12 protein-coding genes are annotated in these 14421 nt (G+C 52.2%); 9 read left to right on the forward strand and 3 right to left on the reverse strand.

What is annotated here, in order from left to right; all coding sequences use genetic code 11:
* Positions 1–10: 10 nt before the first annotated feature.
* A complete protein-coding gene (locus PJE062_RS15260) occupies positions 11–1057 on the reverse strand; it encodes an acyltransferase family protein (protein WP_008550509.1) in 1047 nt (348 codons plus the stop codon).
* A 270-nt stretch (positions 1058–1327) separates the two neighbouring features.
* Here PJE062_RS15260 and PJE062_RS15265 point away from each other — a divergent pair, with 270 nt between their 5' ends.
* Positions 1328–2476 carry a serine hydrolase gene (locus tag PJE062_RS15265; protein WP_208982339.1) on the forward strand — a complete coding sequence of 383 codons (1149 nt, stop codon included), beginning with the start codon at positions 1328–1330 and terminating at the stop codon, positions 2474–2476.
* Positions 2477–2486: 10 nt separating this feature from the next.
* Here the strand turns inward: PJE062_RS15265 and PJE062_RS15270 are convergent, their stop codons facing one another.
* Complete coding sequence (locus PJE062_RS15270) at positions 2487–3017, reverse strand: FxsA family protein (RefSeq protein WP_008550573.1); 531 nt, start codon at positions 3015–3017, stop codon at positions 2487–2489.
* A gap of 294 nt (positions 3018–3311) precedes the next feature.
* On the opposite strand from PJE062_RS15270, the gene PJE062_RS15275 reads away from it, so the two are divergent.
* The 7 genes from PJE062_RS15275 (at position 3312) to trpS (ending at position 11938) form a co-directional block, all read left to right on the forward strand.
* A complete protein-coding gene (locus PJE062_RS15275; protein ID WP_008550406.1) occupies positions 3312–4058 on the forward strand; it encodes a Tim44/TimA family putative adaptor protein in 747 nt (248 codons plus the stop codon).
* Between the two features lie 104 nt (positions 4059–4162).
* Positions 4163–5161, forward strand: coding sequence for a murein transglycosylase A (locus PJE062_RS15280; protein ID WP_008550715.1), 999 nt, complete (start codon positions 4163–4165; stop codon positions 5159–5161).
* 23 nt (positions 5162–5184) lie between these two features.
* Positions 5185–5856, forward strand: a complete 672-nt coding sequence (locus tag PJE062_RS15285; protein WP_008550700.1) for a Smr/MutS family protein — start codon at positions 5185–5187, stop codon at positions 5854–5856.
* Between the two features lie 18 nt (positions 5857–5874).
* Positions 5875–6246: a helix-turn-helix domain-containing protein gene (locus PJE062_RS15290; RefSeq protein WP_008550300.1), complete on the forward strand. Its 372-nt coding sequence runs from the start codon at positions 5875–5877 to the stop codon at positions 6244–6246.
* Between the two features lie 58 nt (positions 6247–6304).
* On the forward strand, positions 6305–9133 hold the full coding sequence (locus PJE062_RS15295; RefSeq protein ID WP_008550109.1) for a [protein-PII] uridylyltransferase: 2829 nt from the start codon (positions 6305–6307) through the stop codon (positions 9131–9133).
* Positions 9134–9139: 6 nt separating this feature from the next.
* Positions 9140–10693 carry a murein biosynthesis integral membrane protein MurJ gene (gene murJ, locus PJE062_RS15300; RefSeq protein ID WP_008550698.1) on the forward strand — a complete coding sequence of 518 codons (1554 nt, stop codon included), beginning with the start codon at positions 9140–9142 and terminating at the stop codon, positions 10691–10693.
* Positions 10694–10855: 162 nt separating this feature from the next.
* Positions 10856–11938 (forward strand): tryptophan--tRNA ligase, encoded by a 1083-nt coding sequence (trpS, locus tag PJE062_RS15305; protein ID WP_008550640.1) that lies wholly within the window; start codon positions 10856–10858, stop codon positions 11936–11938.
* Between the two features lie 89 nt (positions 11939–12027).
* Here trpS and PJE062_RS15310 read toward each other — a convergent pair whose 3' ends face one another.
* Positions 12028–13113, reverse strand: a complete 1086-nt coding sequence (locus PJE062_RS15310) for a hypothetical protein (protein ID WP_037037216.1) — start codon at positions 13111–13113, stop codon at positions 12028–12030.
* 429 nt (positions 13114–13542) lie between these two features.
* Here PJE062_RS15310 and trpA point away from each other — a divergent pair, with 429 nt between their 5' ends.
* Positions 13543–14373, forward strand: a complete 831-nt coding sequence (trpA, locus tag PJE062_RS15315) for a tryptophan synthase subunit alpha (RefSeq protein WP_008550722.1) — start codon at positions 13543–13545, stop codon at positions 14371–14373.
* Positions 14374–14421 lie beyond the last annotated feature (48 nt).

Consider the following 14421-nt stretch of genomic DNA (forward strand, 5'->3'; position numbering starts at 1 on the left):
AGCACTGCGCTCAGGTTGGTGAGGGTGCAGGGCTTTTGGCGCGTGGCATTTCTGCGATGTAGGCCCATGCTGGTCGTTTGAACAGGAACTGGCCGTAACCGAGTTTATTGATCAGCCAAAACAGGATCATAGGTGCAATGGTCGCTGTGCAAGTGACGATCAGCGAGATCAGGCCAGCATCTTCAATGATGCCCAGTTTCAGCAGGATGGTGCGCGACACGGCCATCGGGAAGAAGAAGGAAAGATAGATCACGATAGAGTTCTTGCCCATGTAGCGGAGCAGATCCAACGCTTTGACCTTGGACAGCAGCGCAGAGACAGTGATCACCGCCAGTGCCCCCAGTCCACCAAGTGCCAGTGAGGCGAAGGGCAGGTCTGCGTAGCCGTAGCCGACGAAGAGGCCATTGACCACGGCCCAGACGAAGACAAAGGCCAAGCCTTTCATGGTGTTCTCACGCACCCAATCGGCAATCACGAAGATCTTTTGTGCAAACACATAGCCTGCGAAGAAGAACACGAAGCGGGAGGCGGTTTCGTCAATCAGCACGGAACCGGTGTGCACCTGGCTTATCTGAAGACCTGCAGCGACCAGCATGGTCACCTGCCATGGCACTTTCAGCGAGTGCAGCAGCTTGGTGATGACGAAGAAGACCGGCAGAGCGTAGATGAACCAGAGAGTTCCAAAGGGCTGCACAAAAGCGAGTGCGTAATGCATCAACACGCCATCCCAACCGAACTCGGCGGCGAAGGAGGGCGCCTTCATTCCAAACTGGATGGTGAGCCAGAGAATGTAGAAGTAGAAGAAGTGAACCACTTTGCGGTCCAGATACAGGCGCCAGTCCCGGTCTAGCGTCAGGGCGAGGAAGAGACCGGAGATCATGAAAAAGTCCGGCATACGGAAGGGTTTAGCGAAGGCAACGATGTCGCCCATGAAGCCCATTTCGCCGATGGCGCTGCCAACCCCAAGGGTTGAATGCATCATAACCACGAGAAAGATGCAGAAGCCTTTCGCGTAGTCGACCCAATCCACTCGACTGGAGGTTTGATGCGCCGCCATGTAATCCCGCCCACAAATACACTAATTAATTCGTGCAATTATAAGTTTTAAGGGTCGTGAATACTAGCGTGGTTCTCTTCAACTTTATTTGTTGGTTACCGGCAGGGGCTCTGAGGGGGTACGACGAGCTGCTTTGGCATGGTTGGCCACTCCTTCACCTAAGGTAATGTTAGTTTTTATGTGCCTAGGATGCATATACTTCGAGTAGATATTCTGGAGATGCAATTGCTTAGTTATTTTAAGGCGTTATGCGTTCTACTAGTGTTCGTAGTGGCCTCGGGTTCTGCTGGTGCGCAAGAGGCGAAGAGCCCGGTGGAAGTGCTCAAAAAAGTCTGGAATGGGCCTGAGTTTGACGCTGATGATTTTGCGCCAGAGGTCTACAAGAAGATCCCAAAAGAGCTGCTGGTTTCCATCCTTTCAGAACAGCGCTCGATTTATGGTCCGGCGGTTGATGTGGTGCCAACACAGGATCCGCATAAGTTTCTCGTTGAGACGAAATCCTACACAATCCCAACGCTTTTGAAGCAGAACAAGGATGGCCAGCTGACGGGTCTGCTGTTTCGTTTTGCGCTGGTGAAGGACGTGAAGCATGAAGACTTGCTGGACCACATGAAGCAGCAAGCGCCTAAACAGAGCTTTTTGCTGATGCAGAACGACGAGGTGCATGCGGAGCATAACAGTGATGACCGGCTTGCCGTCGGATCTGCCTTCAAGCTTTATGTGCTGGATCAACTGGCACAGCGGGTGAGAGATGGAGACCTGAGCTGGCAGGAGAAAATCACGCTGGAACAACGGCATATTTCGTATCCGGGCGGAACGATGCAGAACGAGCCGGTCGGCAAGAAGTTCGTTTTGCTGGATGTGGCCCGCAATATGATCGAGATCTCCGACAACACCGCCACAGATTTGCTGATGGATCTGGTGGGACAGGAAAATGTGATGTTGCCGGGAGAAACCTCGCCAGCACTGACCACACAGCAGCTGTTTCACTTAAAAGCCGATGAGAAAACAGCAGAGGCTTATCGTCAGGCGGGTCCTGAGGAACGGGCGCGCATTCTTGCGGCATTGCCTGCTCAGTTGCCCCCAATCGACAAGGTATCCGTGCCTTTGACGGAAGGTATCGAGTGGTACATTTCCAATCGCGAGTTGTGCAAGATCGTGAGGAAAGTGAAGGATATTAAAGGGATTTTCGTGAACCCAGGTGTGGCGGAGCCGGATAACTGGGTGGCCTACGCTTATAAGGGTGGAAGCGAGATCGGCGTGCTCAACATGACGTATGCGCTGGAAGATGACGATGGCAACAGCTGGTGTTTTTCAACCACATGGAATGATGAGCAGGAGCTGAACATTACTTATCTGCTGGCATTGGTCGCGACACTGTTGGAGAGCCCGGCCTCTGTTCAGGCGGCTCTCCAGTAAGCTTTGCTGATTAGCGACGCTTGTCGTCGTCGTCAGACCATGGGCTGATCTGGTCCGGATTATTGGAGCGTGGACGGGAAGGGCTGTCCTGCTCGCCGTGGCGGGAGGAGCTCCACTCATCTTCATCCAGATCCACGGTTCCATCCTGACGACGGTAACCCGGATTTACATGAATGTTCTGCACCTTCACGTGACGGGCCAGATAGTTGCCGATTACTTCGCGCAACGGCGGGATAAACAGCAGAAGACCGATCGCATCCGTAAAGAAGCCAGGGATCAACAACATGAGGCCTGCAAAGACGATCATGGCGCCATGCATCATCTCGTGACTTGGAACCCGGCCAGCATCCATTTCAGCGCGCATGCGCATGAGCAATGACAGGCCTTGCTGGCGCAGCATATACGTGCCGGCAGCTGCGGAAGCTACAGTCAGCAGGATTGTTGGGATTGCGCCGATGACACTTCCGACTTCAATAAAGAGATAGATCTCAATAGTTGGCAGCAGAATGAAACAGGCAAGAATGATAAGTCCGAGTGGCATAGCGTCCGCGTTAGTTCAGGTCTATTATGTTTGTTGATCACCTCAATTTGAAGTGATCTTTCATATAGTGGGTTGTTTCTGCAGAATTGCAATGACTGATTTAAGCTTATACTTGCGTGTTAAGACCTTAAAAAGGCGTTGGGATGAACACGAAATAGCTGGATGTTGCTGATAGAAACCTTAAATTAGTGACAGAGCCTGTAAAAATGAGTTAGAGCACCTTATCTAGATATCTAAAGCATTTGATCATCGGCGCCTGGCAGCCAACGAGTAAAGGACCGGTCGGTACTCGGAATGAACGAAATATTCGACGTCTACAACATCATCTTCCTTATTGCGGCAGTTGTTATTTTCCTGCGGTTACGCTCCGTTTTGGGCAATCGCACCGGTAACGAGCGTCAACCTTTTGACCCGTATTCTGCCCAGCAAAAACAAGACTCTCAAAAGACTCAGGCACCTGAGAATGAGGACAATGTTATTCCTCTTCCAGGCAGTGAACATGTTCACCACGATCCTGAGCGCGCTGAGCGTGAAGCTCGCGAACAGATTGAGGCCGAGATCGACAAAGTTGCCAAGAAGGGCACTGATCTGAACCATGGCCTGCGCGAAATCTGGAAAGCTGAGCCGTCTTTCAATCCTAAAGAGTTCGTAGAAGGTGCCCGTGGCGCTTACGAGATCATTCTGATGTCGTTTGCTCAGGGTGATCGCCGTACGCTCAAAGACCTGCTTTCTCCAGAGGTATTCACCGGTTTCTCCGCAGCGATTGATGACCGTGAAAGCCGCAATGAACGCGTTGAGTCCACCTTCGTGGGCATCGACAAGGCCGACATAGTGGAAGCCGTGTTCAACCAGAAAGACAGCCTTGCTGAAGTGACCGTTCGCTTCAAGAGCCAGCTGATCACCGCGACACGGGATTCTGAAAACCGTATCGTGGATGGTGACCCAACCGCGGTGAGCGAGTTGACCGACATCTGGACCTTCGCTCGTGTGACTGGCGTGAACGATCCAAACTGGAAACTGGTTGCAACTGAATCTGCATGACGTTTTCTTTCTCTCGCGGCGTAGTGAGGTTCATTATGACTCTCACCGTCGCGGCGGGGATAAGTTCTGCTGCTACAGCTACCCTAGGAAATGACCATAGGACCATGCGAAGCGCGAAGCTCTCCGGGCCACTTGATCCCAACGAAATCGACGGATGGGCTGCAGATGATCACTCTGCGGCCCTTTCCGCATTTGTAGCGCACTGTGAGGGAAGCGAGGGCCGAACGCTGCCGACCAAAGCGTTTGGCATTAGCGACGCAAAATTACGCGCTATCTGCGCAAAATCGCGCAAAATCAACGCAAACGACGGGCGGGAAGCAAAAGCCTTTCTGGAACAGCACTTTACGTTTCGCCGCGTTGAAGAGGACGGGTTTGTGACCGGCTATTACATGCCGGAGCTGGAAGGCTCGCTTGTTCGCACTGGCGAATATGTTGTCCCCCTTCACGGTTATCCGAAAAACCTGAAAGTGATGCCGACCCGCGGGGATGTTATGGACGGCGCGCTGGATGGAATGGGCCTTGAAGTGCTTTGGGTGAAAGACCCGATAGATGCATTTTTTACAGCTGTTCAGGGTTCTGCGCGGGTTCGCCTGACCAATGGCGAGCTGCGCCGCTTGGCGTTTGCCGGCAAGTCCGGCCATGATTACACCGCGATTGGCCGTGTCCTCATTGAGCGGGGCGAAATCACCCGCGAAAACATGGGCATGGATGCGCTTCGGGCATGGTTATCCGCGAATCCATCTCAGCAAAAAGACGTGTTCCGGCACAATAAATCCTACATCTTCTTTGAGTTACAATCTCCGGAAAACGCTGAGGTTGCCGCCATTGGAGGTGCAGGAACAGCGCTTACGGACCTGAGATCACTGGCAATTGATGATGATCTGCACACATATGGCAGTTTAATTTTTGTCTCTAGTGAGTTAAGGACCTACGACAAATCAGGTGATCGCTTCGCCAAGCTTATGGTTGCCCAGGATACTGGGTCAGCCATCAAAGGCCCGGCGCGTGGCGATATCTATGTTGGAAGTGGTGCAGAGGCAGGTGCAATTGCCGGGAATATCCGTCACCGTGCGGAATTCTATCTCCTTGTTCCAAAAGAATAAATGATCGTGGACGGATCGGATAGATGACGAATGGTGATCGCACAAAGCGAGCCAAGACAAAGCAGCTGACGGAAGCAGATAAGCGCTTGTGGAACAGGGTGAAAGCCACTCTGACACCATGGCATCAAGAGCGCCTTTCCGACCTGCTGGAAGAAACAACGCAGCTTTCCGAACCAGATCAACCACTTATCAACGCACAGACCACTGAAGCACCTCAGCCGGAGCTGAAGCCGCAACTTGTTTCTCCGCCGAAGCCACAAGCGAAAAAGTCGCGTGGTTACAAAGGGAAGACGGCTCCAGACTACACTCCGCCGACGCCGGTTGTGCCACCAATTCCGCCACTTTCGCCGCTGAACAAGAAAGAGCGCAAGAAAGTTGTTCGCGGAGGGAAGGGCTATATTGATGCACGGATCGACCTTCATGGTCTGACGCAGTATCAGGCGCACCAACGCTTAACTTCATTCATCTATCAATCGCAGGCAATGGGCTATTCGCTAGTGCTAGTGATCACCGGTAAGGGGCTGGATAACTCACATAGCCCATACGGTGATGATCGTGGTGTTCTGCGCAGAATGGTGCCGCAGTGGCTTTCTCTTCCTGATATGCGCAGCTGTGTGGTAGGCTTCGACCAAGCTCACGTTTCGCATGGGGGCAGCGGTGCGCTTTACGTTCGCATCCGCAAGCGCAAGAAATAGCTTAGGAATTTCAGTAGGATGACACCTTTTGGAGCCAAGGTTAGGGAGCTGCGGGCAAAGCAGAACATTACCCTGAAGGAGATGGCGGAGGCCCTTTCGGTTTCCTCAGCCTACCTGAGCGCGCTTGAACACGGCAAGCGTGGTACTCCAACCTGGTACATGGTTCAGCGCATCATCACTTACTTCAACGTGATCTGGGATGAAGCTGAGGAACTTCAAAGACTTGCGGAACTTTCCAACCCGAAGATCACCATCGATACAGGCGGTCTGACACCGCGGGCGACCGAGCTGACCAACATGCTGGCTTCCAAGATCAACGGTCTTTCCGAGGAATCCCTTGAGCACCTCATTCACCAATTAAGAGTGGTTAGCTCTCGCGACAATATCTAGTCTAAGGCAACAAAGCTCTGTAAAGTCAGTGTGCTGACTTTTGAAGTGGACTGCTGATATGACGCCTGAAGAACTTAAAGTGGATCAACTGGTTGATCCCAAATCGCTTCTCAACGAACTGAATAAGCTGGTTGAGAAGTATGATGGCGATGGCAGCAGCTTTAAGCTGCGCAGTGAAGTTCTGACCAAGCTGAAATCCACTCACAAAGAAGCCCGCAGGGAAATCGAAAAACTCCTGATGGATGACGGGCAGGGACGCCGTTGTTCTGAGCGCCTGTCCTGCGTGCAGGATATGATTATTCAGGTGATCTATGATTTTGCGGTTACACACGTCTATCCCGTTGAAAATCCAACGAAGTCCGAACGCATCAGTGTGATTGCCGTTGGTGGTTATGGTCGCGGAACGCTGGCGCCGCACTCAGATGTAGATCTGCTTTTCCTCTGGCCATACAAGCAAACGCCCTGGGGTGATCAGGTCGTTGAGTTCATCCTTTACATGCTCTGGGACATGGGCCTGAAAGTCGGACACTCTACCCGTAACCTCGATGAGACCATCAAGCAGTGCCGGGAAGATATGACCGTGCGGACTGCTATTCTGGAAGCGCGGTATGTGTGGGGCGATCTTGAGTTGTTTCAAGAGCTTACCAAGCGCTTTGACAAGGAGATCGTTTCAGGTTCCGGGCCGGAGTTCATCGCGGCCAAGCTTGCTGAAAGGGATGATCGGCATGAGCGGCACGGTGCCTCGCGCTATCTGGTGGAGCCGAATGTCAAAGAAGGCAAGGGCGGGATGCGAGATCTGAACACACTGTTCTGGATCGCCAAGTATTTCTATCGTGTTCCCAATGGCTTAGGGTTAGTTGAAAAAGGTGTCTTCTCCCGTCGGGTATTGAATCGGTTCCGAAAGAGTCAGGACTTTCTCTGGGCTGTGCGCTGCCATCTGCATTTTCTGACGAACCGCCCAGAAGAGCGCTTAAGCTTTGATGTGCAACGAGAAATCGCTGACCGGCTTGGCTACATGGACCACCCCGGCATGCGCGCTGTTGAGCGGTTTATGAAGCACTACTTCCTTGTGGCAAAGGACGTTGGTGATCTGACCCGTATTTTTGCAGCAGCGCTGGAAGAGCAGCATGTGAAGTCTGCTCCGAGTATCTCGCGATTTTTGGGGAGTTTTGTTCCGGGCAGCAAGCATAAGCGTCGATCTATCAAGGGTACCAGAGACTTCCTCGTTGAGAATGGACGTATAGTTGCGGCGAAAGAGGATATCTTTGAAAAAGACCCGGTCAATCTGATCCGTGTTTTCTATCTGATCGACAAAACCAATCTGGATATGCATCCTGAATTGCTGAAATTGGTTCGTCGATCCCGCCGCTTGATCAATGCTGACTTCCGCAAGAATGAACAGGCGAACAGGTTATTCCTGAAGATCCTGACCAGTCGCAGCGATCCGGAAACCGTTCTGCGCGCGATGAACGAGTCTTCCATTCTCGGGCAGTTCCTACCGGAGTTCCGAAAGGTCGTGGCGATGATGCAGTTCAACATGTATCACCACTACACCGTTGATGAGCATCTCATCCGGTCCATCGGTGTGCTTTCTGAAATCGAGCGCGGGATGGGTGGGGATAGCCATCCGTTGGCGACGGACCTCATCAAGTCGGTTCACAGCCGAAAAGTTCTTTATGTTGCAATGCTTTTGCATGATGTGGCGAAGGGACGGCCTGAGGATCATTCTATTGCTGGGGCAAAGATAGCACGCAAGATTTGCCCACGCCTTGGGCTTTCTCCCGCAGAGACCGATACGGTCGCCTGGCTCATCGAGCAACATCTGGAGATGAGCACCGTCGCGCAATCTCGCGACTTGAGTGACCCGAAGACCATCAAGGACTTCTGCCGTAAAGTGCAAAGTCTGGAACGCTTACAGTTGCTGCTGATTTTGACCGTTGCGGACATCCGGGCTGTCGGTCCCAATGTTTTCAATGGCTGGAAAGGGCAGCTGCTGCGCACGCTCTATTATGAGAGCGAGACTATTCTCAGCGGTGGTCATGGTCGTATGAGTCAGCAGCAACGTGTTGATTTTGCAAAGCAAGAGCTGGCTGAGAAGCTGGAAGGTTGGTCCGATGAGGAGCTTGATAACTACCTCAACCGTCACTATCCGGCTTATTGGCTGCGCGTTGATCTGAAGAGTAAGATCAACCATGCCAACCTGATCCGCATGACAGATGCGGAAGAAGAGCATCTGGCGACTGCTGTAAAGCCGCATGCCTTTGAGGGTGTTACAGAAATTACCGTTCTGGCACCTGATCACCCACGGCTTCTTTCCACGATCGCGCAGGCCTGTTTCGCGGCTGGTGCCAACATCGTGGATGCACACATCGACACCACGAAGGACGGCCTCGCGCTAGATACGATCTATATCAGTCGTGAGCTGCCGGAAGATGATGATGAGTATCGTCGTGGTGAGCGGATTTGTTGTCTGATCAAAGAGGCATTGCGTGGGACTGCACCGGTGCCAGAAGTGAAAGGACTGGCGAAAAAACCGAATGCGCGGAGTAAGGCGTTTTCGCTGCAAACGACTGTTTTAGTTAGCAATTCATGGTCTGAAAACTATACGGTTCTTGAAGTGACCGGCCTTGATCGACCTGGTTTGCTCTCTGATCTGACCACTGAGATTTCCGCGTTGAACCTGAACATTGCCAGCGCGCATGTTGGAACGTTTGGAGAGAAGGCGGTGGACGTATTTTATGTGACGGATCTGACCGGCCAGAAAGTTCACAATGTGGGCCGACAGGAATCCATTCGCGATAGACTTAAAAATGCATTTGACGGTAAAAAGCCACAAAAAGCACCTATGAGCTCACGCCGTAGACCTCAAAAACTTACAGGTAAGTAATTTTATATGAGCCTTTTCAAGAGCTTCGCCACGGTTGGTGGCGCGACGATGCTAAGCCGCCTTTGCGGCTTCGGGCGAGACGTGATGTTGGCTGCTTTTGTAGGCACCGGCCCCGTTGCGGATGCTTTTGTAGTGGCTTTTCGGTTGCCGAACCTGTTCCGCCGATTGTTCGCAGAGGGTGCATTCAATTCAGCCTTCGTCCCGCTTTTCGCCCGCTCTGTTGAAGAGGATGGCGAGCATGGGGCACGGCAGTTTGCGGGTGAGATCGCGGCAGCTCTGTTCTGGACGCTGGTTGTTATCCTCGCACTGGCCGAGGTGTTTATGCCATTGCTCGTGCATCTGCTGGCTCCGGGCTACTATTCTGATCCGGCAAAGTTTGACCTCACCGTCTTGATGTCGCGGATTGCTTTTCCGTATTTGCTGTTTATGTCGCTGCTCGCTTTTATCAGCGGAATTCTCAATACATTTCAGCGGTTTCTGGCTGCTGCGATGGCGCCTGTCATGCTCAATGTGGTGATGATGGCGGTTCTGGTTGGCATCGGGTTTTACGGCATGGAGCCGAACCAGACCACTGGTGTGCTGCTGGTGGTTGGCGTTGCTGTTGCTGGCGTTGTTCAGCTGGCTGTTGTTGCCATTGGCATGAAGCGACTTGGGTTCAGCGTTCCTATTATGCGGCCACGCTGGACGCCCGGTGTTAAACGCCTGTTGGTACTGGGTGTTCCCGGTGTGATTGCCGGGGGGATTACCCAGATTAACATCACGGTCGGAACGATCATCGCATCGCTGGAAAGCAGTGCAAATTCATACCTTTACTACGCGGACCGGATCTATCAGCTGCCTCTTGGCGTAGTGGGCATTGCGATTGGTGTGGTGCTGTTGCCAAGCCTGACGCGTCAATTGCGCTCTGGTCAGGAAGAGCTGGTTTATCATACGCAGAACCGGTCCATGGAGTTTGCGCTTGCGCTGACGCTTCCGGCGGCTGTTGCGCTCGTGATTATTCCAGACACTGTGATTGCGGTGCTGTTCCAGCGTGGTCAGTTTACTGATGCGGCGGTTGAGCAAACGGCGTTGGCATTGATGGCATTTGCCGTTGGTTTGCCAGCATTTGTGCTGAACAAGGTGCTGTCTCCGGGCTTCTTTGCGCGGGAAGATACCAAGACACCGATGTACTTTGCTGCCGTGGGTATGGTGGTGAACGTTGCTCTGTCGATCCTGCTGTTCCCAGCCTTCAAGCACGTTGGCATCGCAATCGGCACAACAGCTGCAGGGTGGGTCAACACCAGTTTGCTGGCGTTTGTGCTTTGGCGACGTGGTCATTTCGTCATCGACAGCGCATTGATGAAGAGAATTCCGCTATTGGGCTTTGCAAGCGCGCTGATGGGCGTTGTGGTTTATGGCGGCACGCTTGTTCTTGAACCGCTTTCAGCCTCCAACCTGTTTGTGGTACGCGCCAGTGAGCTTGTCATTCTGGTCGCTATTGGACTGGTTTCCTTTGGAATTCTGGTGCAGCTGACCGGCACTGTAGATTTTCGCGCACAACTGCAGAAATTGCGGCGATAACGGCTTTCCGGCTTTGTAAAGCACTTGCGCATACGCAAAAGCGCAGTCATAACCACCGGGCTTACTCTGCGCGGGCTGTCCTAGTTTGTTTGTCACCCATTCAATCTATGCTCGCGCAACCCACTGGCCCTTCCAACAGGCCCAAGCCTAGGGATATTTGTTATGACGGCGTTTCAGCCTCGCGTTTTCTCCGGTGTACAACCAACCGGAAACCTCCACCTCGGTAACTACCTTGGTGCGATTGTCCGCTTTGTTCCGCTTCAGGACCAGATGCCGACTATCTTCTCCATCGTTGACATGCACGCGATCACAGTCTGGCAGGATCCTGCCGAGCTGACGCAGCAGACCCGCGAAGTGACAGCTGCTTACCTCGCAGCCGGTGTTGATCCGAAGAAGTCGATCATCTTCAACCAGAGCCAGGTGAAAGAACATGCTGAACTGGCATGGATCTTCAACTGTATCGCTCGCATGGGCTGGCTGAAGCGTATGACTCAGTTCAAGGACAAAGCAGGGAAGAACGCGGAAAACGCTTCCGTTGGTCTGTTTGCTTATCCGAACCTGATGGCAGCAGACATTCTGGCTTACCGCGCAACCCACGTTCCGGTTGGCGATGACCAGAAGCAGCACCTTGAGTTGACCCGCGATATCGCGCAGAAGTTCAACAACGACTTTGCTGAGCGCATCAAAGAGCTGGGCCTGGGTGTTCCAAACCCTGAGCCTTCTCATGAAGCACCAGATGAGCTGTACTTCCCGATCACCGAGCCGATGATCACCGGTCCTGCGACCCGTATCATGAGCCTGCGTGACGGCAACAAGAAGATGTCCAAGTCTGATCCTTCCGATCTTTCCCGCATCAACCTGACCGATGATCAGGACACCATTGCGAAGAAGATCAGAAAAGCGAAGACAGACCCTGAGGCTCTTCCAAGTGAAGTGGATGGTCTGGAAGGTCGTGCGGAAGCTGACAACCTCGTTGGCATTTACGCGGCTCTTGCTGGCAAGTCCAAAGCAGAGGTTCTGGGCGAATTCGGCGGTCAGCAGTTCTCAGCATTCAAGCCTGCTCTTTCTGAGCTGGCGGTTGAGAAATTGGCGCCAATGAACAATGAAATGCGCCGGATCATGGACGATCCTGCAAGCGTTGATGCTGTTCTTCGTGATGGTGCTGAACGCGCTGCGGAAATCGCTGAGCCAGTGCTACATGATGTACGCCGCATTGTTGGCTTCCTGGAAAGCCGCCGCAACTAATTTGCGTTTAGTTTCAAGACTGAGAAAGCCGCAGACCATCTGCGGCTTTTTTGTTTTCCGAAGTGTTGTGCCAGCCTCTTCTGGTGTGCTCACTCATCCTTAAAGAAGGGCGATACACGTGTTTGCGCTGCCTCGTTGGCCGCAATGATGTGCTTGAATGACAGAGCATCCACCGTGTGTGCCATGACAACACAGCGTCGGTCCATTTGTGGGAAGTCATCGCACACAGGTACCCTGAACAGAGTGGGGCGCTGTTGAGCCAACCCCAGCATGTCCTGAAGATCCTGAATACTATAGCGCGCGTGAAGAACCTTTATAAACTGCTCTTTGAAGCCAACGTAATCGGCCGTGATGCGCTGAGCCAGTTCTGCCCGCGTAACTTTACAGGCCTGCTCTGTCATGCGGGCTCCACAAGTCATCATACGCGGTTGCTGTTGAAGGTAATCCGATATTGGACCGTGCATATCTTCCCAATTGTCGAACTGATAGCCTTCGAAAAGTTCAGACATCATTTGTGTCTGCTTCTCTCTATCAGGAGGCAAAGGCTGAGCAAATCGGAAAGTGGCGGAGGGATCTTTTGCATCAAGTTGGCCGGTGATGAGATCAGTGAGTGGAATCGATGTTACTGATTGCGTTGCGTCTGCAATCGTGTTTCTAGAAGCATTGATAAGCGCAGGGCCGCTAAGGATTACGGTCAGGTTGCGCTCAGCAAGAGCTTGGGCCATCACAGCTTTCTCAAGAAAGGTGGCTGTGGTCAGAACTGTCGCTCCAGAGTCGGCATTATTGAAATCCGAGACCTTCAAAGCCACTTGTAAGCTCGTGTCATCCACCCGAGTTAACTGGAGAACAGAGGGCCCCATGGATGTAGGGGGCGAAGGGGTTTCCTGCTCTGGTAAGAGCAAATCAGATAAACTCTGTTCAACGGTATTGCTGCAGAACACAAACCCGTTTTCCCGCTTTACCTCGCCGTTATCACAGAAGGCCACCACAGGAACCGGACCTGAGTTTTGCTTCTTTTTTTCCTGCATACGGGCATAGGTAGCCTCTGTCATCTTGTAGGTCATGCGCTGTGTGACAGAACCATCCTCAGCAAAATCATAGTGTAATTCAACATCTACGCAGGCGGAAAGAACCACTGCCAAACACATAAAAACTATCGCTTTCCATCCCGGCATCTCTTACCCCAAAACTAATCTCATAAAAAAATACGCCAGAACCAAAGCAGAGGGTTGTCATATGAGCCACACAACTATGGTCTAAGGGGGACTGAGTTGATTATTGATATGGCTGTTTACCGCGTTTCGATGCTTAAAACTGGTTCTACCACAGCTCTAAAAATTCAGTGCTTATTGACGTTTGGCGGGTCGAATTCTCCATTCGCTCACGATCAGAGCAGGCAATATTATATTTGACGTAATGGTCAATCTGAGACCTTGTGAGTCTATATCGCTGGATATTCTCTGGAGCTGTTGTCTATTTCTTATAAAATTCGCCAGAAACGCATTCTATTTGCGCTGTGTTTATTGACATGGGGCTAGTTGCACCCCTACATCCTTGCTGATTGATTGGTGGGGCTTGCCCCAATACATCAGATGGTCGGATGAATGATTGAAACTCGTATTGATCGACGCTTCGCAAAGCTCAAGGCTGAAGGACGTCCTGCACTCGTAACTTTTATTACGGCTGGAGACCCGGACCTCGCCACCTCACAAGCTATTCTGGATGCTCTTCCGGAAGCTGGCAGTGATGTTATTGAGCTTGGCATGCCGTTTTCCGATCCGATGGCTGAAGGTGTTCCAATCCAGCTGGCGACTCAGCGCTCTTTGGCGCATGGCCACACCATGGACAAGACCCTTCAGATGGTGCGTGAGTTCCGTAAAAAGGACAATGACACCCCAATCGTTCTGATGGGTTATTACAACCCAATCTATGTACGCGGCAGCGCAGCGTTTGTGAAAGAAGCGCGCGAAGCTGGCGTTGATGGCCTGATTGTTGTTGATGTGCCTGCTGAGGCAGATGATGAACTCTGCATTCCGGCAATTGAGGGCGGTGTAAACTTCATTCGCCTGACCACACCAACAACTGACGATAAACGCCTGCCAACCGTTCTGGCGAACACCTCTGGATTCGTTTATTACGTGTCCGTTACCGGTGTTACCGGATCTGCTGCTGCAGACACAACCGCCGTTGCACAGGCGGTTACACGAATTAAATCCCACACAGACCTTCCTGTTGCTGTTGGCTTTGGCATTAAAACTGCTGAGCAGGCTGAGGAAATTGGCAAACACGCTGATGGTGTGGTGGTTGGCTCCATCCTTGTTGAGGCAATTCGCAAGAGCCTTGATGAGAATGGTAAAGCCACAAATCAGACACAAGCTGCTGTTACCGACCTTGTGAGCTCACTACGTGTGGGTGTAGAAAAAGCTCGGAAATAAGTATTGCTTTACGTATGGCCCGTTTAATGGCCATTAAAAATCGAAAAC

Source organism: Pseudovibrio sp. JE062 (genome assembly GCF_000156235.1).
Lineage (GTDB): Bacteria > Pseudomonadota > Alphaproteobacteria > Rhizobiales > Stappiaceae > Pseudovibrio.

Excerpts from the sequence above, each read along its gene's own strand:
- PJE062_RS15260 (WP_008550509.1), bottom strand. The coding sequence starts at position 1,057 with ATGGCGGCGCATCAAACCTCCAGTCGAGTGGATTGGGTCGACTACGCG.
- PJE062_RS15270 (WP_008550573.1), bottom strand. The coding sequence starts at position 3,017 with ATGCCACTCGGACTTATCATTCTTGCCTGTTTCATTCTGCTGCCAACT.
- PJE062_RS15275 (WP_008550406.1), top strand. The coding sequence starts at position 3,312 with ATGAACGAAATATTCGACGTCTACAACATCATCTTCCTTATTGCGGCA.
- PJE062_RS15280 (WP_008550715.1), top strand. The coding sequence starts at position 4,163 with ATGCGAAGCGCGAAGCTCTCCGGGCCACTTGATCCCAACGAAATCGAC.
- PJE062_RS15285 (WP_008550700.1), top strand. The coding sequence starts at position 5,185 with ATGACGAATGGTGATCGCACAAAGCGAGCCAAGACAAAGCAGCTGACG.
- PJE062_RS15290 (WP_008550300.1), top strand. The coding sequence starts at position 5,875 with ATGACACCTTTTGGAGCCAAGGTTAGGGAGCTGCGGGCAAAGCAGAAC.
- PJE062_RS15295 (WP_008550109.1), top strand. The coding sequence starts at position 6,305 with ATGACGCCTGAAGAACTTAAAGTGGATCAACTGGTTGATCCCAAATCG.
- murJ (WP_008550698.1), top strand. The coding sequence starts at position 9,140 with ATGAGCCTTTTCAAGAGCTTCGCCACGGTTGGTGGCGCGACGATGCTA.
- trpS (WP_008550640.1), top strand. The coding sequence starts at position 10,856 with ATGACGGCGTTTCAGCCTCGCGTTTTCTCCGGTGTACAACCAACCGGA.
- PJE062_RS15310 (WP_037037216.1), bottom strand. The coding sequence starts at position 13,113 with ATGCCGGGATGGAAAGCGATAGTTTTTATGTGTTTGGCAGTGGTTCTT.
- trpA (WP_008550722.1), top strand. The coding sequence starts at position 13,543 with ATGATTGAAACTCGTATTGATCGACGCTTCGCAAAGCTCAAGGCTGAA.